Origin of the sequence: Streptomyces sp. NPDC005722, from assembly GCF_040630935.1 — a bacterium.
Lineage (GTDB): Bacteria > Actinomycetota > Actinomycetes > Streptomycetales > Streptomycetaceae > Actinacidiphila.
Window position 1 is genome coordinate 1 of sequence record NZ_JBEXYN010000035.1, and the last position, 20,940, is coordinate 20,940.

At 74.6% G+C, this 20,940-nt stretch carries 12 protein-coding genes; 8 read left to right on the plus strand and 4 right to left on the minus strand.

Features of this window, described 5'->3' with window-relative positions; genetic code table 11:
• The first annotated feature begins 308 nt into the window (after positions 1 to 308).
• The 4 genes from ABZ479_RS30445 to ABZ479_RS30460 are packed head-to-tail and all read left to right on the plus strand — an operon-like array spanning position 309 to position 4,981.
• Positions 309 to 1,409, plus strand: a complete 1,101-nt coding sequence (locus ABZ479_RS30445) for a polyprenyl synthetase family protein (RefSeq protein WP_500464556.1) — start codon at positions 309 to 311, stop codon at positions 1,407 to 1,409.
• Positions 1,410 to 1,452: 43 nt separating this feature from the next.
• Complete coding sequence (gene crtI / locus ABZ479_RS30450) at positions 1,453 to 2,970, plus strand: phytoene desaturase family protein (RefSeq protein ID WP_500464557.1); 1,518 nt, start codon at positions 1,453 to 1,455, stop codon at positions 2,968 to 2,970.
• Positions 2,967 to 3,968, plus strand: a complete 1,002-nt coding sequence (locus ABZ479_RS30455) for a phytoene/squalene synthase family protein (protein WP_500464558.1) — start codon at positions 2,967 to 2,969, stop codon at positions 3,966 to 3,968. Before crtI ends, ABZ479_RS30455 begins: the two co-directional genes overlap by 4 nt.
• Positions 3,965 to 4,981, plus strand: coding sequence for a Rieske (2Fe-2S) protein (locus ABZ479_RS30460; protein WP_500464559.1), 1,017 nt, complete (start codon positions 3,965 to 3,967; stop codon positions 4,979 to 4,981). Before ABZ479_RS30455 ends, ABZ479_RS30460 begins: the two co-directional genes overlap by 4 nt.
• A 37-nt stretch (positions 4,982 to 5,018) precedes the next feature.
• Here ABZ479_RS30460 and ABZ479_RS30465 read toward each other — a convergent pair whose 3' ends face one another.
• Together ABZ479_RS30465 and ABZ479_RS30470 are read right to left on the minus strand one after the other, a co-directional pair.
• Entirely contained in the window at positions 5,019 to 6,590 is a 1,572-nt protein-coding gene (locus ABZ479_RS30465) for an FAD-dependent oxidoreductase (RefSeq protein ID WP_500464560.1), read from the minus strand.
• On the minus strand, positions 6,581 to 7,798 hold the full coding sequence (locus tag ABZ479_RS30470; protein WP_500464561.1) for a lycopene cyclase family protein: 1,218 nt from the start codon (positions 7,796 to 7,798) through the stop codon (positions 6,581 to 6,583). The genes ABZ479_RS30465 and ABZ479_RS30470 overlap by 10 nt, the downstream gene beginning before the upstream one ends.
• Before the next feature lie 260 nt (positions 7,799 to 8,058).
• Here ABZ479_RS30470 and ABZ479_RS30475 point away from each other — a divergent pair, with 260 nt between their 5' ends.
• On the plus strand, positions 8,059 to 8,868 hold the full coding sequence (locus ABZ479_RS30475) for a class I SAM-dependent methyltransferase (protein WP_500464562.1): 810 nt from the start codon (positions 8,059 to 8,061) through the stop codon (positions 8,866 to 8,868).
• Here ABZ479_RS30475 and ABZ479_RS30480 read toward each other — a convergent pair.
• Together ABZ479_RS30480 and ABZ479_RS30485 are read right to left on the minus strand one after the other, a co-directional pair.
• Positions 8,830 to 12,261: a CARDB domain-containing protein gene (locus tag ABZ479_RS30480; RefSeq protein ID WP_500464563.1), complete on the minus strand. Its 3,432-nt coding sequence runs from the start codon at positions 12,259 to 12,261 to the stop codon at positions 8,830 to 8,832. The genes ABZ479_RS30475 and ABZ479_RS30480 overlap by 39 nt on opposite strands.
• Before the next feature lie 471 nt (positions 12,262 to 12,732).
• Positions 12,733 to 16,338: a S8 family serine peptidase gene (locus ABZ479_RS30485; RefSeq protein ID WP_500464564.1), complete on the minus strand. Its 3,606-nt coding sequence runs from the start codon at positions 16,336 to 16,338 to the stop codon at positions 12,733 to 12,735.
• Positions 16,339 to 17,014: 676 nt separating this feature from the next.
• Here ABZ479_RS30485 and ABZ479_RS30490 point away from each other — a divergent pair.
• From ABZ479_RS30490 to ABZ479_RS30500, 3 genes are all read left to right on the plus strand, one after another.
• Positions 17,015 to 17,803, plus strand: a complete 789-nt coding sequence (locus tag ABZ479_RS30490) for an SAM-dependent methyltransferase (protein WP_500464565.1) — start codon at positions 17,015 to 17,017, stop codon at positions 17,801 to 17,803.
• Positions 17,804 to 17,985: 182 nt separating this feature from the next.
• On the plus strand, positions 17,986 to 20,385 hold the full coding sequence (locus tag ABZ479_RS30495; RefSeq protein ID WP_500464566.1) for a glycoside hydrolase family 65 protein: 2,400 nt from the start codon (positions 17,986 to 17,988) through the stop codon (positions 20,383 to 20,385).
• Between the two features lie 62 nt (positions 20,386 to 20,447).
• Positions 20,448 to 20,888, plus strand: coding sequence for a hypothetical protein (locus ABZ479_RS30500; protein ID WP_500464567.1), 441 nt, complete (start codon positions 20,448 to 20,450; stop codon positions 20,886 to 20,888).
• Positions 20,889 to 20,940 lie beyond the last annotated feature (52 nt).

A 20,940-nucleotide genomic window follows, 5' to 3' on the forward strand; every position in this document is an offset into this window, starting at 1 on the left:
CCGCACGCCCGGTGCCGGGCGTGCGGCCCGACGCGGCGTCATGCGCCGCGCTCCGCCCGTTCGCGGGTGAGGGGCGTGCGGCAGGGAGCGGGGCCCCGCCCGGGCGGCCCCCGGATGCGCGGTGGCGGGGCCGGTGCCAGAGTCGGGAGCGACCGCGCATCCCCGTGGGGTGTCCGCGCGTCGCCGTGGGGACGTCCTCCCGGCGGGGGCACGCGGCTCCGAGGCCGCGGGGGCCGGAAGCGGTCGCCAGTGGGAGCCGTCTTCGCACGCGGAGCACGGCCGCCCGGGACACCGACCGAGAGGCCGACGTGGGAAGCTCGGATGCGGGAGCGGACACCGAGGTGGTGGCGGCGGTCGAGGCCGAACTGTCCGCCTACATGGCCGAGCGGAGCCTCACCGGATCGGGTGTCCTGCCCGCCGACGCCGCCCTGGCCGGCGTCCTCGCGGAGTTCGTCTCACGGGGCGGGGCCCGGCTGCGCGCACGATGCGTGTGGTGGGGCTGGCTCTGCGCCGGCGGGCCGCCCTCCGGGGAGGGGATCGCGGTGCCGGTGCGGCTGGGGGCGGCGCTGGAGCTGCTCCAGGCCTGCGCGCTGATCCACGACGACGTGATGGACCGTTCGGACACCCGGCGCGGCGGGCCCGCGGTGCACGCCCACTTCGCCCGTGAGCACCGCGTGGCCGGCTGGTCCGGTGACGCGGCCGCCTACGGGTTCGCCCAGGCCGTGCTGGCCGGGGACCTGGCCCTGGTGTGGGCCGAAGACCTGCTCCGGACGGTGCCGATGGATCCCGTCGTACGGCGCCGCGTCGAGGAACTGTGGCAGGCCATGCGCTCGGAGATGGTGGTGGGCCAGCACATGGAGCTGCGCCTGCAGGCCGAGCGCTCCGACGACCCGCAGGCGGCGCTGCGCACCGCCGAGCTGAAGTCCGCCCTCTACAGCGTCGCCCGCCCCCTGGCCGTGGGCGCCGTCGCCGCCGGCGCGGACGACCGCACCACCGAGGTCCTGCACGAGTTCGGCCGCCGGACCGGCCTGGCCTTCCAGCTCCGTGACGACCTGTTGGGCCTCTACGGCGACCCCGCGGAGACCGGCAAGCCGTCGGGCGACGACATCCGTTCGGGGAAGCCCACCTACCTGACCGCCGTGGCGGTGCAACTGGCCCGCAGGTCCGGCTCGCCCGGAGCCGAGGCCCGCGTCCGTGCCACGCTCGGCAACCCCCTCGCGGACGAGACGGAGGTGAAGGCGTTCCGCGGGCTGTTGCGGGAACTGGGCGCGGTGCAGGCGGTGGAGGCCAGGATCGCCGCGCTGGCCGACGAGGCCGCCGCTCTCCTGACGACCGGTCTCCTCGCGCCGCGGGGCATCCGTCCGCTGGCCGGGCTGGCCCGCCGCATCGGCGCGGTGGCCCTCGCATGACGCCCGCCGCCCACCGGGCGCCCCGACGCGAGGAGGCCCGCCGATGAGGACCGTCCAGGGCCGCACCGACCACGTGGTCGTCGTCGGCGCCGGGCTGTCCGGTCTCGCCGCCACCCTCCACCTGCTGGGCGCCGGGCGCCGGGTGACCGTACTGGAACGCGCCGCGGGACCCGGGGGCCGCGCGGGCCTGCTCGAACTGCGGGGCTACCGCATCGACACGGGACCGACCGTCCTGACCATGCCCGACCTCCTCGAAGAGGCGTTCGCGGCCACCGGCGGCACCCTCGCCTCGCGCGTGGAACTGCGGGCGCTGCACCCCGCCTACCGCGCGCGGTTCGCCGACGGCTCGGCCCTCGACGTCCACACCGACCCGGACGTGATGGAGGCCGAGGTCGCCCGGTTCGCGGGCGGGCGCGAGGCCGAGGGGTACCGGCGGCTGCGGTCCTGGCTGGGCGAGCTGTACCGGGTCCAGATGCGCAGCTTCATCGACGTCAACTTCGACTCGCCCCTGTCCCTGCTCACCCCCGACCTAGCCCGGCTGGCGGCGCTCGGCGGATTCGGCCGGCTGCAGCCGCGCATCGCGCGCTTCGTCCGGGACGAGCGCCTGCAGCGGGTGTTCTCCTTCCAGGCGCTGTACGCCGGGGTGCCGCCCGCCCGGGCACTGGCCGCCTACGCCGTCATCGCCTACATGGACACCGTCGCCGGCGTGTACTTCCCGCGCGGCGGCATGCACGCGGTCGCCCGCGGGCTCGCCGCCGAGGCCACCGACGCCGGGGCCGACCTCCGCTACGGCAGCGAGGTCGCCGCCCTCGAACGCGGTTACGGCGGCAGGGTGACGGCCGTCCGCACCCGCGAGGGCGAACGCATCCCCTGCGACGCCGTGGTGCTCACGCCCGACCTGCCGGTGGCGCACCGGCTCCTGGGGCGCGTCCCCCGGCGCCCGGTACGGCTGCGCTGGTCCCCGTCCGCGTTCGTGCTGCACGCCGGGACCCGCCGCACCTGGCCGCAACTGGCGCACCACACCCTCTCCTTCGGCGCCGCCTGGACCAGGACCTTCGACGAACTGACCCGTCTCGGACGCCTCATGAGCGACCCCTCGCTCCTGATCACCCGCCCCACGACCACCGACCCGTCCCTCGCACCCGAGGGCCGGCACCTGCACTACGTCCTCGCCCCCTGCCCCAACCTGGCCACCGGCCGCGTCGACTGGGACCAGCTGGCTCCCGTCTACCGGGACCGCCTGATGGAGGAACTGGACAAGCGCGGGCTGGAGGGGTTCGAGGCCTCCGTCGAGACCCTGCGCACGGTGTCGCCCGCCGACTGGGCGGCGGCGGGGCACGCGGCGGGCACGCCCTTCTCCGCCGCCCACACCTTCGCCCAGACGGGCCCCTTCCGCTCCCGCAACCTCGTGCCCGGCGCCGGGAACGTCGTCCTGGCCGGCTGCGGGACCGTCCCGGGCGTCGGAGTGCCCACCGTGCTGATCTCCGGGAAGCTCGCCGCCGCCCGCATCGCCGGGGACCGCGCGGTGGCACGGCGGCGGCCACGGAGGGCCGTCCTGTGACCACCCGCGAACTCGACGCCGCCGGGATCACCGAGCCCGCGACACGGGACGCCTACACACGCTGCCGCGCGCTGAACGCACGGCACGGCAAGACCTACTTCCTGGCCACCCGGCTGCTCACCCCGGACCGCCGCCCCTTCGTCCACGCCCTCTACGGCTTCGCCCGCTGGGCCGACGACATCGTCGACGCCGAGGACGGCCACCGCGCCGACGCGCCCTCGTCCCGGGCGCGGGACCTCGCCGCGCTCGAGACGGTCCTGCTGGACGGACTGCGCAGCGGCCGGGCGGAACACCCGGTCGTCACCGCGCTCGCCGACACCGTCCGCCGGCACCGGCTCGACCACGCGCTGTTCACCGACTTCATGGCCGCCATGCGGATGGACCTGACCGTCACCGCGTACCCCACCTACGCCGATCTCGCCGCCTACATGCACGGTTCGGCCGCGGTGATCGGCCTGCAGGTGCTGCCGGTGCTGGGCACGGTCACCGCCCGGGAGGAGGCCGCGCCGGCGGCGGCGGCCCTCGGGGTCGCCTTCCAGCTCACCAACTTCCTGCGCGACGTGGGGGAGGACCTGGACCGCGGCCGCGTCTACATCCCCGGCGACATCCTGGCCGCCCACGGGGCCGACCGTGCCCTGCTGACCTGGTGCCGTGGGCGCGGCACCACCGACCCGCGGGTCCGCGGCGCCCTGCGGGAGACCGCCGCCCTCACCCGGGCGGTGTACCTGCGCGCCGCCGTCGGCATCCCCCTGCTCGCCCCCGTCTCACGCCCCTGCGTCCGGACGGCCCTGGTGCTCTACCGGGGCATCCTCGACGAGATCGAGGCCGCCGACTACCCGGTACTGCACCGTCGCGTGGCCGTGCCCCGGCACCGCCGCGTCCGCGAGGCCGCCCGCGGTCTCGCCGGCGTCGTCTCCAGCCGCGTCACCCACCGGGCGTCCCCGCGGACGGTGGCGTGCGGTACCGCATCCGACACGCCCGAGGAGTCGACCGTATGAGCCGCCCCGGCCGCCCGTTCCATCCGCTGTCCCTGCTCTCCGGCGGCGCGTGGCAGGACCAGCCGCCGACCTGGCGGGACGCCAGGCCCGCCCTGATCGCGTCCGCGCTCAAGCGCGCCCAGGCGCGTCCGTCCGGCAACTGGTACGTGGTGGCCCCCAGCACCGAGGTCGTCGACCGGCGCGTCGCCGGGAGGACCGTGGCGGGGCTCGAAGTGGTGCTGTGGCGCGACCGGCGGGGGCGGGTCCGGGCGGCGCCCGGCGCCTGCCCGCACCTGGGGGCCCCGCTGTGCGAGAGCTTCGTGCGGGACGGCACGATCGTCTGCCACTGGCACGGCCTGGCGTTGAAGCCCTCGGGACAGCCGGGGTGGGAGCCCTACCCGGCCCACGACGACGGCCTGCTGGTGTGGGTGCGCCTCGACGCCGCCGGTGGTGAGGAACCCTCGGCGGCGCCGTCCGTCCCCGTGCGGCCCGCCCTGGCGGCCTCCCTGGCGGCGGTCATGACCGTCGCCGGGCGGTGCGAGCCCGAGGACGTCGTCGCCAACCGGCTCGACCCGTGGCACGGGGCCTGGTTCCACCCGCACTCCTTCGCGGACCTCACCGTCGTCGAGGCGCCCGCCGCCCACGGCTCGGACGCCTCCGGCGCCGCAGCGGACCGCTTCCTGGTCGACGTGTCGTTCCGGGTCCGCGGGCGTCTCGGCGTCCCGGTACGGGCCGAGTTCACCGCGCCCGGGCCGCGCACCGTGGTGATGCGGATCGTCTCGGGGGAGGGCGCCGGCAGCGTCGTCGAGACCCACGCCACCCCGCTCGGCCCCGGCGGCGACGGACGGCCGCGCACCGCCGTGACCGAGGCCGTCGTCGCCCACTCACCACGTCCCGGCTTCACCCTCGCGCGCCGCGCCGCACCGCTGCTGCGGCCGTTGCTGCGGCGCACCGCCGCCCGCCTGTGGCGGGACGACCTCGCCTACGCCGAGCGCCGCTACGCCCTGCGCGGCCAGGGCCGGTTCCCCGGCTGAGACCCCGCCGGCGCACGGCGGGGGCGGCGCGGCGCGGTCAGCCCCGGCGTGCCAGCGCGCGCATGACGGGATTGCGGCCACCGACCGGGACCGACCACAGCGGGTGGCCGCGCACCCCCCAGGTGGCCAGGAGGGCGTTCGCCGCCTCCATGCCGGTGGTGGCCGCCCGTTCCATCAGGGCGACGGGGAGCGCGGTCCGCACATGGTCGCCGGCCAGCACCAGCCTGGGGTGGGACGTGCGGACGGTGGGCCGGTCCCGGTAGCCGCCCACGGCGAACAGCGGGCAGTCGGACCGCCATTCGTGGCGGCTGTCGACCACGGCCGCCGCGCCGCAATCGGGGTGGATCCGCGACAGTTCGCGGCGCATCGCGTCCTGGACGGAGCCGCGGTCGGCCGCCGGGCCGACCGCGTAGGCGTGGAGTTCCACGACCGAGCCGCCGGTTGCCGCCGCCCAGCGGGCCGCCTCTCCCTCCCAGTGGCTGAGGACGCTGACGTTGTCCACCGGGCCGTAACCGCTCGTCCCCAGGAACCCCGGCCGGTCCTGCCGTACGGGGCGGTCCAGCCAGTAGCGCGAGACCAGGAACGGCGGTGCCTGGCGCAGCCGTTCGACCCCCGCGCGCCAGGCGCCGGTCCCCACACCGGGCGACGCCGCGGCCACGGCCTGCAGGCCGGCCGTGTCGAGGGCGAGGACGACGGCGTCGTAGCGGTGCTCCTCCGGCGTCGGGGACGGCGTACCGGTGGCGGCGACCGCCAGGCGGAAGCCCTCGTCCTCGGGACTCACGGCCAGGACGGTGCTGCCGGTGCGGACGCGGGCCCCGAGGCCGGACAGGTGCGCGGCGAGCGGTTCCCAGAGCGCCTGCGGGTAGGGCTCGCCGGGCACGTCGAACAGCAGTCCTTCGGAGGACCCCAGGAAGTAGATGTGGAACATCAGCACCAGTTCCGCGGCGGACAGCTCCTTCGGATCGGCGAAGAAGCTGCGGGAGAACACCTCGAAGGCGAGGTCGCGGGCGTCCTCCGGGAACCGGACCTCGTCCAGGAAGGCGGACGCGCTCACCGCGTCGAGCCGCTCGTACACCTCGGGCACGCGGACGTCGAGCAGCGGCAGGGCGGCCCGCGGGTTCATCCGGGTCAGGCCCGACCAGCCGAAGGCGGGGCTGAGGGCGACGAAGCCCAGTACGCTCCACGGCGGTGTGCGCGGCACGTGGCGGAAGCCGTCGCGGGCGCCGGTGGCGCGCTGCAGCGGGTAGTCGGCGAGCGGCCGCAGCCGGAGAAGACCCGGGTCGGTCCGGCGGAGCAGCGCGCGGAGGTTGTAGTACTGGCGGAAGAAGGCGTGGAAGCCCCGGCTCATCGTGACCTGCCGGCCGTCGGCCAGAGCGGTCCGCCATCCGGCCGCCCGGCCGCCGAGCGTCTCCTCCCGTTCCAGCAGGTCGACGCGCACACCGCGTTCGGCGAGCGCGACGGCGGCCGCGATCCCGGCGATCCCGCCGCCCACCACGGCCGCGCGGGGAGCGGGCGCGGGCACCCGGGCGGCACCGCCCCGCGCCGGCCACAGCACGGCCTTGCGGTCGCGGCCGGGACGGGCCGGCCGGGACGGGGGGTTCACGGGCATGCGGTGGCCTTTCGTCGCGGGACCAGCGGGAGTTCCAGCAGCGAGCGCAGCATGGCGGGCACCGGCGTGCCCATGCCGATGGCCCATTCGTCGCGCAGGGTCGACGTGCCGTCGAGGAAGCGCAGGACCCGCTCCGGGGGATTGCGCCGGAACAGGCCCTCGAAGAACGCCGCCCCGCCGGCCCGGCCGGTCGCCAGGGCACGCAGCATGACGGCGTCCATGAGTCGGTGGCGGCCCGCGTGCGGCACCGGGGGCCGCGGGGTCCGGCCGGCGTGCCAGGCGGCGGCCACCGCGGCCGACTGCCGCTGGATGGCCGCGAAGGCGTAGCCCGTGGAGGGCCGGGTCGCGCCACCGGCCACCCCGATGCGGAACACGCTCTCTCCCGCGGACCGGGGGAACCGGCCGTCCGTCATGGGGATGACCCCCTGCTCGACCGCGGTGACCACATGGCCGTCCGGCCGCCACACGCGGTGCACGTACTCCTCCAGAGCCGCGTCGTAGGCGGGCCCGGTCAGCGGCGCGGCGGAGAACTCGGTGTACTCCACCAGTGCCTCGCGCGGTGTGAAGGGCAGCACGTAGGCGAAGGACAGCCCGTGCGCGGGCTGCGGGGTGCGGAAGTCCATCAGGTCGGCCACGCCGGGCTCGAAGCGGTCGGTGCCGGTGGTGACGAACCAGCCCCTGAAGTGCTGCAGGAGCGTGGTGCGGGCGGGCGGCAGTTCGCCCGGGGGCCGCGAGTCGAAGGCCCAGCGGGCGCGCAGCCGGACCGGACGGCCCTCGGCGTCGCGGCCGAGGACCTCGGCGCCGCCCGGCACGTCGCGCACCTCGTCCACGGTCGCCTCCACCCTGCGTACGCCGGGCCGGCCGGCGAGCAGCGCGCCGACCCCGTGGAGGAAGTCGGCCGAACGGATCATCCGGTACGCGCGCGGGGACGTGAACGAGACGCGGCGGCCGTCCCTGGCGGTGATCCGCAGCCGGTGCCAGCGGGCGGCGACCAGGTCGTCGAACTCGTCGCGCCCGTCCGCCCAGGAGCACCAGGTGCGTGCCGGCGAGAGCACGGGGGAGCCCGCCGGGGGCTCGACGAGCACGATCGACGCGGGGCGGCCGTCCGGGCCCGGCGCGGTCGTCAGTCGGTGCGCCAGGGACAGTCCGGCGGCGCCCGCCCCGACGATCACGACGTCGGCGGCGCCGCGGACTCCGGCCTCGGTCAACGGATCCTCCCGGACGGTGGTGCGTGCGCAGCGGTTGTGGCGATGATCGCCGCTCGCGCGGCCCGCGAGGACGACGGCCGGGCCGGACACGCGGTTGTTGACCCGTCCGTGGACGGGCCGCGCCGGGGTGCGCCGCGCGGTGGGCCGGGGTGGGATGGGCAGCGGCCGGGCGCGGAGCGCGTCCGTCCCGTCCCGCAGTCCCGCCCCGCAGTCCCGTCCCGCAGTCCCGTCCCGCAGTCCCGGCAGCGCAGGAGCCCGTCATGACCGTGATGCACGATGGTGAACTCGCGTCCGCGTTCGACCACGCGGCCACGCTCTACGACCGGATGGTCGCCGCCAATCCGGGTTACCACGCCCATCTGCGGCGGTCGGCCCGGCGGCTGCGACTGCCCGCCGGCGGGTCGGGGATGCGGCTGCTGGACCTGGGGTGCGGCACCGGCGCGTCCACGGCCGCGCTGCTCACCGCGGCGCCGCGGGCCCGGATCACCGCCGTCGACGCCTCGGCGGGCATGCTCCGGATGGCGGCCGCCAAACGGTGGGGTCCCGGCGTGACGTTCGTGCACGCCCCGGCCGAGCGGCTGGCGGAAGCGGGGGCCGCCGGTCCTTTCGACGCGGTGTTCGCCGCCTACCTCTTCCGCAACGTGGCCGACACCGATCTGGTCCTCGCCCGGGTGCGGGACGCGATGGCCCCCGGCGGGCGCATCGCGATCCACGAGTACACCCTCAGCGGCAGGCCGTGCCATCGCGCGGTGTGGACGGCGGTGTGCCGGGGGCTGCTGCTGCCCGTCGCCCGGCTGACCGGGGACCGCTCCCTGTACGAGCACCTGTGGCGCAGCGTCCTCGCCTTCGACACCGCTGACGCCTTCGCCGGACGGCTGCGGCGGGCTGGATTCACGCAGGTCCGGGTGCTGCCCCTGCCCGGCTGGCAGACCGGCGTCGTGCACACGTTCGTGGCGCGGGCGCCGGTCGCCGGGCCGGTCCGGCACCGGGCGGGGTCCCCGGCTCCGGGGGAGCCGGGGACCCCGCCGGTCTCAGAGGGACCTGCGCGCGGAGGCCGCGCCGTTCGGTGAGCCGCTGATCGTGAACTGGGAGCCGGGCTCGATCAGTACGCTGCCCTGGGCCGAGTTCGTGATGGTGACGTTGGTCAGGGTGGCACTGCCGCGGGCGCCGCTCATCGCGAGGATGCCGGAGCCGTTCACGGAGTTGTCGATGCGGACGTCGGTGACCTTGACGCCGGGCATCGTGCCGCCGCCGGTCTTGAACTGGATGCCGTCGTAGGTCGAGTCGTGGATCTCGGTGTCCCGGATGGTCACGCCCGGGATGTCCGTGCCCTGGGCGAAGAGCGTGATGGCGCCGAACTCCTGCGCCTCGCCCCAGAACGCGCCGCCGGTCCGGTACAGGGCGTTGCCCGAGATGAGCGTCTGCCCGGAGAACGGGATCGGGTCGTGGTCGGTGGCGAGCATGATGCCCGGGTAGTTCATCGTGTCGGAGACGATGTTGTTCTCGATGGTGTTGCCGTAGCCGCCGTAGACCGCGATGCCGTTGGCGCGCCAGGGCAGTTGGACGGTGTTGTTCCTGAAGTGGTTGTCGTGGCCGACGTCGACGGAGGTGTCCTTGACGTACTTGCTGGCCCAGACCGCCAGCGCGTCGTCGCCGGTGTTGCGGAAGGAGGAGTTGAACACGGTGGAGTTGCGGGTGCCGTTGGCGAAGTTGATGCCGTCGGCGTAGGTGTCGCGGATCCGCACCCCGGAGAACTCCAGCCCGTCGCCGGGGCCCCACAGCTCGGGGATGTTGGAGTAGTCGCGGCCGGCCCAGACGCCCACGTTGGCGTGCTCGATCCACACGTTGGTGATCTTCGTGTCCTTGCCGAAGCGCCCGTTGAGGCCGACGCCGCCCTCGGCGTTGCCGTCGCCGCCGCGGATCGTGCCCGAGCCGAAGATGGCGATGTCGGAGATCTGGGTGTTGTCGTCGATGTCGAAGCCGAAGTTGCCCTCGTGCGGATGGTTGATGCCGCCCGCGTTCTGCGGCGGGGTCAGGGTGTAGAGCTGGGAGTGCCACATGCCCGCGCCGCGGATGGTGACGTCCCTGATGCCGACCTGGTTGTACTGGCCGCGGTTGAGCGGGTCGTCGGTGAGGATCTTCTGCTCCTGGCGCCACTGCCCGGCCGGGATCCACACGCAGGCGATCTGGCCGTTCTGGTCGGCGGTGACCGCCCGCTGGATGGCGTCGGTGTCGTCGAGCCCGTCGCCGGGGACGGCCCCGTACTCGGTGATCGACGTGCAGTTGGCCGGCTTGCTCAGCGGGGCGGCGACCTGCTCCAGGTCGATCAGGTCGATGACGTAGTAGGCCGCCGAGTCGCCCGCGTCACGCTGCAGGCGGAAGGTGGTGCCCTGCGGGTAGCTGCGGGACAGCAGCGCGTGCGACTCGTCGAACAGCCGCCGTGCGTCGCCGCCGGGCCGGTTGGTGAGCCCCTCCGGGTCGTCGGTGCTGCCGTACAGCCAGCTGTGCTTGGAGGACAGGGACAGCTTCTGCACGAACGTGCCGTCGGCGTAGAGGCTGATCGTGGCGTCCGATCCGCCGCCGCCCGGGGCGTCGGGGACGGAGTTGCGCACCACGATGGAGTTGGTGGGCGTGGTGGAGGTGAACTCGACGTACTGGCCGCCGGAGTCGAGGCGGACGGACCTGCGGCCGGAGGACTCGGTGGCGAAGTTGGTGTGCCCGAAGGTCCGCTTGGCGTCCGCCGTGAGCAGGGTGCCCTGGTAGCGGCCGTTCTCCGCCTCGTACTCGGTGTACGGCACGGCCGCGCCGCGCCCGACGACGAGGGGCTTGGCCAGCACGTTGTTGTTCTCGTTGGTCTCGGCGACCACGCCGGTGGCGTCCGCGGTGGCCGTGAGGGTGGCGCCGCCGGCGGTCGCCGTCCAGGTGCCGCTGATCGCCACGTTCACCGTCGCGCCCGCCGCGACCTGGCCGGTTGTGCCGTTCAGCGTGGTGGAGCCGGCCTGCAGCCGGGTCACCGAACCCGCCGCCGCGGCCGTCGTACCGCGGTTGTGCACGGCGACGGTGAAGGAGACGGACGAACCCACGGCCGGATTGGACGGGTTGGTGGTGATGCCGGTGACCTCGAGGTCCGGCCCCGGGGCCTGGCTGACGACCAGCCGGTCCGCGGCGTTGCGGCTGTTGTTGCTGTCGTCCAGCTCGGCCACCGTGTTGCGCGGGTCGACGACCGCGGAGACCGCGTAGCTGCCGGCCGCGCGGGTGCCGGTGGCGACGGCGACCGTGGCGGACTCGCCCGGGTCGAGGGCGGGCACCGCGGCGGACCCGGCGACCGTGCCCTCCACGCTCACGTCCACGGTCGTCGCCGCGGAGCGCGCGGTGCCCGCGTTGCGGACCCCGGTGTTCACGGTGACCGCGTCCCGCTCGGACGGGGTCGCCGGCGACCAGCTCAGACCCGTGACGGTGAGGTCGGGAGCGGGCGCGGCGGTGCCGACGACCTGGAACTCCGCGACCTGACCGCCGGGCGCGCCGGAGTTGGCGAAGAACCGCAGCCGTACGTCCTCCCAGCGCCCGCTGACCGGGATGGTCACCGCGTTGCCCGTGCCGGGGCTGAAGGAGTAGTCGGCGCGGTCGCGCAGCGAGGTGAATCCGGTCCCGGACGGCGCGCGGCCCAGCACCTGGACGGCCTGGGTGCGGGCCCCCCACGCCGGGTCGGGGTTGAGCTTGACCACGACGCCGGTGACGTCCGCGGCCGAGCCGAGCTTGACGGTGAGGTCCGCCGGGTGGCCGGCCGCCTCCCAGTAGGTGGACGTGGAGTCGTCGGTGGCGTTGGCTGCGACGAAGTTCTGCACCGAGGAGGTCGCCTCGACGGGCTTGTTGCGCGCCAGGTTGGTGCCGGTGGGCGGCGGGTCGGTCGGGCCGCCGTCCTCGCCGTACACCTCCAGCTCCGACAACTGGGCGGCGTTCCAGCCGGTGTTGCCGGTGACGTTCACGCGGACGTAGCGGGCGTCGGCGGGCGATGCCAGGTCCACCGCGACGGTGTTGGCCTGCGCCGGGTTGAACACCCGCCCCGCCGAGGCGGCGAGCGTGCTGAACGAGGTGCCGTTGGTGCTGCCCTGCAGGGACAGCGTCTCGGTCCGGGTCTCCCATCCGGAGGGCAGCTTCAGCACGATCCGGTCGACGCCGCGGGTCGCGCCGAGGTCGACCTGCACCCACTGGGGGAAGGAGCCGGCCGGGCCCTCCCAGTAGGAGGCCTGGGTGCCGTCGGTGGTGTTCCCGGCCGGGTACTCGCCGTGGGAGCCGCCCGCGGTCGCGGGGCGGCCCAGGGCGAGGTTGACGTCGGCGGCGGCGACGTCCGAGGCGGTGGGGGCAGCCGCCGCGGGGGCGGACAGCGGCAGCAGCGCGAGGGTCGTGAGCCCGGCCAGGGCGGCGGCGGACAGCGACCGTCGGCCGAGGGGTCTCCAACGCATGGGGTCCTCTATTCCGTGGGGGGCGGGGCGCGCGGCAGGCGGCGGGCGAGGAGGAACCGGGGAGAGCGCGAGGTGCAGCGGGAGCAGGGGAAGGAGTGACCGGGGAGGGCCGCTCCGTCGGGAGAGCCGGCCATGCACGCCAATTGAGTCAGGCAGTCAACTTCTTGCGGAAAGCGCGTCATTAGGTTTCTCGGGCGTCTCGGATTTGTCAACAGCTTGTAATCCAGGCGCAGTTGGCATCCGCTGGCGCTTGCGTCGCTTGCGGAGCGCTTGCGTACGACGGAGCGTGCGCGGTGGCGGCGTCGATCCTGGCAGATCCGCCAAGGTGCTCGGCCGGGGCGCGGCTTCGGTGCATCGCGTCCGCGAACACAACGCAATTTATTGAGTGCTCTACGCAAGATCGCTGGCTTCGGGCATGCGAAAGGCCGGTGTCCGGCACGTGGTCGTGCCGGGCACCGGCCCGTCAGGACGTCACTTCAGGCCGAAGGCCCGGGTGACGGTCTGGGTGACGCCGCCGCCGTTGCGCTGCTCCGCGGTGACGCGGATCGACACGTAGCCGGCGCGGCCCGGCGCGTCGAGAGCCGCGCGCCAGGTTCCCTTCTTCTCCTTCAGTCCCTGCCGCAGCCAGGTGACCCCGTCGTCGTAGGAGACGTCGAGCCGGACGGAGGAGACCGCGTCCGCCGCGGCCGAGCTCCCGAGGACCACCGGGGTGACGGCGAGTTCCGACCCGCGCTCCGCCCTGCCCTCGGCGTCCAGCTCCGTGCCGTAGTCCAACTGCACCAGGGGGACGGCCTGTACGTCCTCCGGTGCGCCGGAGGTGAAGCGCCACTCGGTGCGGGTGGCGGTCGAGTACGGGCTGAGCCCGGGGTCGCCCTTGGTGTCGACGACCAGCCGGTAGGGGAGCGGCTCCGGCGCCAGGTCACCGACGCCGAACCAGGGGTAGCCCTCCATCCGGGACAGCTCCCGGTCGCCCTGGTAGAACGAGATCGCCTGGTACATGCCCGATCCGCCGCTGTGCGCCGAACCCGCGTCGCCGAAGCCCTGGATGTAGGCGCTCATCGCGTTCTCGCCGCGGTAGGGGAGATCGGAGGTGATCATGCGGGGCCGCGTGATCGGCCCGTACCAGCGGTCCTTGTGCACGCTGCCCGGCCGGTAGGTCACCAGGTCGGTGGACGAACTGCCCCAGCCGTCCAGCGCGGCGTTCTGCTGCCACTGGACGCCCGCGGTGACCCACTCGGTGCGGCGCCCGGGGGCGGCCGTCTCGGCCGGGAGCGCGTTGGGCGAGAACCCCTTGTACGGCGGGTAGTCGTAGGAGGGGAAGTCCAGCCGCGACTCGAAGACCCGCCGCCCCGGGGGCGGGGTGAAGTCGACGTCGACGCGGGCGAGACTCCGGGCGTCCGTCCTGGCCGACGGGTCCGCGGGCACCTTGCCGAGGTGCTGGTCGACCAGGTCGTACAGGTACGCCGGCGCGGGATGCGCCTCGACGGCGAGCCGTACGGCCTTCCCGCCCGCTCCGGCGATCTCCCGGATCAGCTCCTCGCCCTCGTCCAGGGTCAGGGACGCGACCGGGACCTGTCCGGACGTCACCTGGTCCGGTTCCCCGTACCAGTCGCTCTTGCGCCCCTCGCGGTCGTTGACGACCACGAGCAGCGCCGCGCCGGCGGCGTGCGCCGCGGCCGCCTGGTCGGCGGGGGCCACGGCGTCGCTGCCGCGGACCACCACGGCCCGGCCGCGTGCGGACACCCCGGCGTACTCGGCCTGTGAGCCGGTGCCGGCGAAGACGGCGTCCAGGTGCGAGGTGCCGTCCCGCATCGGCCGGGAGCCGGGCTGCACGAGGGCGTCGTCGAGGTGCCGGCCCCGGTAGGTGATCGCCAGCGGCGTCTGCTCGGCGCGGATGCGGGTGGTGAAGGCGAAACTGCCCTTGCGTACCGTGTCCTTGGTCGGCAGCGCCCACAGGCTGTCGTAGACGGCCGAGGGCCAGATCCGCTCGCGCAGCGCGTTGGCGTCGCCGGGCGTGGGGGTGGCGGAGGTGAAGGAGCGGTACAGGTCGATCCTGCTGCTCACGACGCCGGTCGGCCGGGGCGTCGCCACCTTCACCTGGCGGGCGCGGGAGGCGTCCAGTTCCACGACGCGGTCGCCGGTGAGCTCGACCTCGGGGGCCGTCAGCACCGCGAGGCCGAGGGAGTGGGGTCCGGCCAGGCCCCGTACGTCCGCCAGCGACGAGACCATGTAGGTGCCCGGCGCCCAGCGGCTGGTGAGCGATCCGTCGGGGACCCACAGGTAGGTGGACGTGCCGTCCGCGCTCCTGACCTCGACCTCGCCGCTCACGGGACGGCCGTCACGGTCCTTCAGCCGGACCGTCAGGTCGTGCTTCTCGGACTCGACGGAGATCCCCGCCGCCGTGTGCAGCTCACCGCCCGCGTGGCGTGCGGTGACGAGCGCGGCGTACTGGCCCGCCGCCAGGCCCTGGGCGTTCGCCACGACCTCGGCCGTGGCCGTGCCGTTCGCGGGCACCGTTATCCGGTCGCCGGAGAGCGCGAACACCCCCGCCGGGGAGTCGCCGCGGTCGACGGAGAGCCGCAACGTGACGGGGCGGGCGGTGGTGTTGGTGTAGGTGATCTTCCGCTTGACCGGCGGCCGCTGCGCACCGGGCGCCCACCGGACGAGCCCCGCGTCGACCGATCCGGTCGCCACGACCGCGTCCTCGGTGTACGCGGCGGCCACGTCCAGCCGGCCGGTCCCGGCCTGGTAGGGGCTGTAGCCGGGGGTCGGGACGCTGGTGCCCATCAGGGCGTCCTTGATCCGCTGCCCCGTCCAGAGCGGGTGCTTCTGCGCCAGCAGCACGGCCGCCCCGGCGACGTGGGGCGTGGCCATGGAGGTGCCGCTGTCGACCCGGTAGTAGCCCTCGCCCCACTCCATGTACTGCGAGCGCGCCGCCAGCACGTCCACGCCGGGGGCGGTCATGTCGGGCTTGAGGGCGTCGCCGTTCATGCGCGGGCCGGCGCTGGAGAACTCGGCGAGGTGGTCGGACGCGTCGACCGCGCCCACGGTGAGCGCGGCGTCGGCCGTCCCCGGCGCGGCGAGGCTGTAGGCCCCGGGCCCGTCGTTGCCCGCGGCGACGACGAAGAGCGCACCGGTCTCGGCGCTCAGCCGGTTCACGGCCTGGCTCATCGGATCGTCCTGCGTGTGCCAGCCGCTGACGCCCAGGCTCATGCTGACGACCTTGGCGTGCTCGGTCCGCACCGCCCACTCCATGCCGGCGATGATCCCGGACACGGTCCCCGATCCGTTGTCGCCGAGGACCTTGCCGACGACCAGGTCGGCGCCGGGGGCGACCCCCCGCTCCTTGCCGTCCGAGGCGGCGCCGGTGCCGGCGACGGTGGACGCCGTGTGGGTGCCGTGCCCGTTCCGGTCGACGACGCCGTCACCCCCGACGAAGCTGCGGGTCGCCACGACGCGGTCCACCAGGTCCGGATGGCCGGCGTCCACCCCGCTGTCCAGGACGGCGACCCGTACCCCCGCCCCGGTGCCGCCCGCGGCCCAGGCGGCGGGCGCGCCGACCTGCGCCGTGGTGTCGGCCAGCGTCGCCTTCGCCCGGCCGTCCAGCCACACCTGGTCGACGCCGGCCGAGAAGCGCGGCTCCGCCGCGGCGCCCTCGGGCTGCGGGGCCAGCCGCGCCGACGACTGCCCGCCGTCCCGTCCGGAGCCGGTGAGCGCCGCCCAGAGGCCGGCGGCCTTCGACCGCTCGGCGCGTACCGCCTCGCCGCCGACGGAGCGAAGGCTGAGCGTGGTCCGCGCCCCGGGCAGTTCGGCGCGGGCCTTGAGGGCGGCGGAGCCCTCGGCGCGCGTGACGATGAGGGGCAGCGCGCTCAGGTGCCCGTCGTCGTAGCCCTGGGCAACCAGCTGTGTGACGTTGAACAGCTGCTTGTCGAGGCGTCCGGCGGCGATGTACGCCAACGCCTCGTCCGGGTACACATAGGTGTCCCCGCCCTCCGTGGCGACCCGCACGGAGCCGGTGGCCCCCGGTGCGCGCTCGACCTGCACCGCCGGGGCGTTGCCCTGGGGTGCCTGAGCCACCGTCACCTTGTCGCCGGTGATCAACGTGACCGTCGCGGGCGGGCGTCGGTCCGTGGCCGCCGCGGATGCCGCGGTGTCCGTCGCGGAGGGGGAAGCGCTGTGCGCGGCTCCAGGGCTCACGAGTGCGGCGACGAGAGCGGTGGCTGTCGCCGCTGCGTATCTTCGGGGGAAACGGGGTCTCACATTGCCCTCCAGAGTGGATGATCGGAGGAATCTGATCACCAACGAAGAGGCCGTGTAAAGCACTTGAACTCCGCACTAACGGACTGTAGCCTTCTGTGTTTTCCAGGCGGATGGCGTCGATTGCCGAGACGTATTCTGACGTGAGCTCAGGAACCCCGCTCACCTGCTGGTATGCCCAACGGATATCACTCCGGTCGACGTGTGGAAGAGCGCCCGGGCAGTTCACTCGCCGGAAACAAGGGAATGCGGCGTGCGGTAGGGTGCGGGTCCCGCCCTCCGCGAAAGTTTCGACGGGACCGCTGTGCGCGGAAATCAATGATCACGCCGATGTGGCGTGAATTCGGGAGCGCCCGAAGATGTCGCCATTTGTGGGTCCAAAGATCCGGGCGGACCCGGCCGTACGCGCCAAGTACCCGTGTCTGCATGCCGGTTGGTGTGCGAGACTGCCGGGACCGACAGCACGACCGGCCCCCCTCGCGCGACGGAGTCCGTCATGACGACCGGCACCCCCCATCCTCCGCGGATCGACACCGGCCGGGCCCACCCGGCACGCGTCTACGACTGGCTGCTGGGCGGCAGCGACAACTACCCCGCCGACGAGGCCGTGGGCGGGAAACTGCCGCCCGAGGCGCGTGACGCGGCGCGGCAGAACCGGCAGTTCATGCAGCGGGCCGCCGCCTGGCTCGCCGCGCAGGGCGTCGACCAGTTCCTCGACATCGGCTCGGGCATCCCCACCGAACCCAACCTGCACCAGATCGTCCAGCGCGTGACGCCGGCGGCGAAGGTCGTCTACACCGACAACGACCCCCTGGTGCTGCACCACGCACAGGCGCTGCTGGCCGGCCGCCCCGAAGGCGTCACGGACTTCCTCCAGGCCGACGTCCGCCGGCCGGAGGAGATCGTGGAGCACGCCCGCGGCGTCCTGGACCTCACACGACCCGTCGCGCTCTCGCTCGTCGCGCTGCTGCACTTCGTCCCCGGCGAACAGGACGCCCACGCCATCGTGCGCACCCTGCTGTCCGCCCTGGCCCCGGGCAGCCACCTCGTCCTGTCGCACGCCGCGTCGGACCTCCAGCCGGAGCTCGCGGCGCAGGTCACCGCCGAGTACGCCAGGGGCGGCATCCGCCTCGCCTTCCGCACCCGCCCGGAGGTCGCCCGCTTCTTCGACGGGCTGGACATGGTCGCCCCCGGCCTGGTGACGGCCCCGGAGTGGTCCCGGCCACCCCAGGCGCCGGCCCCCGAGGACAGCGGGATCTACGCCGGAGTCGCCCGCGTCCCCTGACGCCCGCGCGACGACCCCGCGCGACGACCCCGCCCCCGTTCCCCGGGTCCCCGCCTCCCACGGGCGGGGCGGGGGCATCCGGAGGAGACTGGACGGGAGGGAGCGCCGCACGCCCTCCTGCCGCCGGCGGGGCCGTGCCGCGGGCCCGGCACCCGGTCCCGGGATCCCGGAGAGGGGCGACGATGGGGGAGTGGACCTGGTCGTACGAGGGCTACGACCCCGCCCGGGAACGCCTGCGCGAGGCGCTGTGCACCCTGGGCAACGGCTACTTCGCCACCCGCGGCGCCGCCCCGGAGACGGTCGCCGGTCCCCACCACTACCCCGGCACCTACGTCGCGGGCTGCTACAACCGTCTCCACTCGGCCGTCGCCGGGCGGAAGGTCGAGAACGAGGACCTGGTCAACCTGCCCAACTGGCTGCCGCTGCGGTTCAGGATCAGGGAAGGTGGGACGTGGTTCACCCCCGACGACGGCACACTGCTCGAGCACCGGCAGCTCCTCGACCTCCAACACGCCACCCTGACCCGGACGTTCCGGCTGCGTGACTCGCGCGGGCGGACCCTCGCCGTCGAACAGACCAGGCTGGTGCACATGCAGGACCCGCACCTCGCCGCCCTGCGCACCGTCTTCCACGCCGAGGGCGGCTGGTCCGGGGAAGTGGAGGTGGAGTCCGCGCTTGACGGCGACGTCCACAACGCGGGCGTCCCCCGCTACCAGGACCTGAACGGACGTCACCTCACCGGAACGCAGACCGGGACCTCGCCACCCGACACGGTCTGGCTGCGGTGCCGTACGACCGTCTCCGACCTGGCCGTCGCGCTCGCCGCCCGCACCCGCGCCACCCCGCATCCGGCGGCCGCCCGGTCACTGGAGGCCGGGGAGCACACCGCCGTCCACCGGCTGACCGTCCCCGTGGAGCCGCACCGGCCGGCCGTCGTCGAGAAGACCGTCGCCCTGCACACGTCCCGCGACCGGGCCATCAGCGACCCACTGCACGCCGCGCTCGACCGTGCCGAACGGGCCCCGGACTTCTCCGGCCTCCTCGACTCGCACGCCGCCGCGTGGGAGCGGCTGTGGCGCCGCGCAGGCCTGGACGTCCCCGGCGCGGCCGGACGGATCCTGCGACTGCACGCCTTCCACGTCCTGCAGACCCTCTCCCCGCACACCGCCGAGCTGGACGTGGGCGTGCCCGCCAGGGGCCTGCACGGAGAGGCCTACCGCGGACACGTCTTCTGGGACGAGCTGTTCGTGCTGCCCTACCTGGACCTGCACTTCCCCGAGGTGTCCCGGTCGCTGCTGGAGTACCGCCACCGCCGTCTGGAGGAGGCGTGCCGGGCGGCCGAACAGGTGGGCTGCACCGGCGCCATGTACCCGTGGCAGAGCGGCAGCGACGGGCGGGAGGAGACCCAGACCCTCCACCTCAACCCGCGCTCGGGACGCTGGCTGCCCGACCACACCAGGCTCCAGCACCACGTCGGCTCCGCCGTGGCCTACAACGTCTGGCGGTACGGCCAGGCCACCGGCGACACGGAGTTCCTCTACACCAAGGGCGCCGAGATGCTGCTGCAGATCGCCCGCTTCTGGGCCTGCCTGGCCACCTGGGACCCCGACTGCGAGGACGGCGGCCGCTACCGCATCCGCGGTGTCGTGGGACCGGACGAGTACCACGACGCCTACCCGGGCTCCCCGACACCCGGTGTCGACGACAACACCTACACCAACGTCACCGCCGCCTGGGTGATGGACCGCACCCTGGAACTGTGGCGCGCCCTCCCGGCGCCGCGCCGCGACGAACTCCGCGAGCGCACGGGCCTCGGGCCGGCGGAGACGGACCGCTGGGAGGACGTCTCGCGCAAGCTGTACGTCCCCCGGCACGCCGGTGTGATCAGCCAGTTCGCCGGCTACGGCGAGCTGGAGGAGCTGGACTGGGAGGGCTGCCGCGCCCGGCACGGCGACATCCGCCGGCTGGACCGGATCCTGGAGTCGGAGGGGGACTCCGTCAACCGCTACCAGGCCTCCAAGCAGGCCGACGTGCTCATGCTGGGCTACCTCTTCCCGCCCACCGAACTGCAGCGCGTCTTCGAGCGCCTGGGGTACCCGCTGGACGACGCCACATGGCGGTCGACGGTCGACTACTACCTGCGGCGCACCAGCCACGGATCCACCCTCAGCGGACTGGTGCACGCCTGGGTGCTGGTCCGCGCCGACCGTTCCGACGCCTGGTCCTGCGCCCAGGAGGCCCTGCTGGGCGACGTCACCGACGTCCAGGGCGGCACCACCGAGGAAGGCATCCACCTGGGGGCCATGGCCGGCACCCTCGACCTCGTGCAGCGCGGCCTGACCGGCCTGGAAGCCCGCGACGACGCCCTGTGGCTCGATCCGGTGCCGATGCCGCAGCTGTCGACGTTCGCCTTCACGGTGCGCTACCGGGGCCACTGGGGCGTCCGCGTCCACGTCGACGGGGAACACGTCAGCATCGCGGTTCCCGCCTCCGCGGCGGGACCCGTCCGGGTCCGCCTCGGCGGCCGGACCTGGTCCGTCCCCCCGGGCCGCTTCCGGGTGCTCGACCTGCCGGCCCGGTGACACGGCCGCGCGGCAGCGGGCCGTCCACCGCGTGACGTGACTGATCGACTACTGTGCGTCGCATGATGTGGCGAGCGGGTCAGCGCGTCTCCCCGCGCGGGGTGCTCCTGCTCCTGGCCACGCTCGTGTTCACCGGCATCCACCTGGTGGCCTGCGCGCACGGCCCGGAACGCGCCGGCAACGACACCCTCGCCGCCGCCCCGACGTCCCCGGCCGCCTGCCGGCCCGCGGACGACGCCGCGCCGCCCGGGCAGGACGCGGCCCGCGGAGGCAGGCCGCGGGACGACCACCACGCGCTGTGCGGGGTCGCCCTCGACCGGCTCCCCGACCCCCGCCCCCGGCCCGCCGGCGCTCCCACGGGCCCCGGCCCCGAGGGCGTACCGCCGGCCGCGGCAGCCGCGCCCCACCCGTCCCGCGCCGCCCCCGGAAGCGCCGGCCGTCCTTGCGCCCCGCAACGGTCCGGCCCAGGAACACTGAGCCTGCTCTGCGTATCGCGGACCTGACAGGTCACCGGCCCGCCCTCCCCGCACCGTGCGAAGGGCCTGGCCGCCCGCG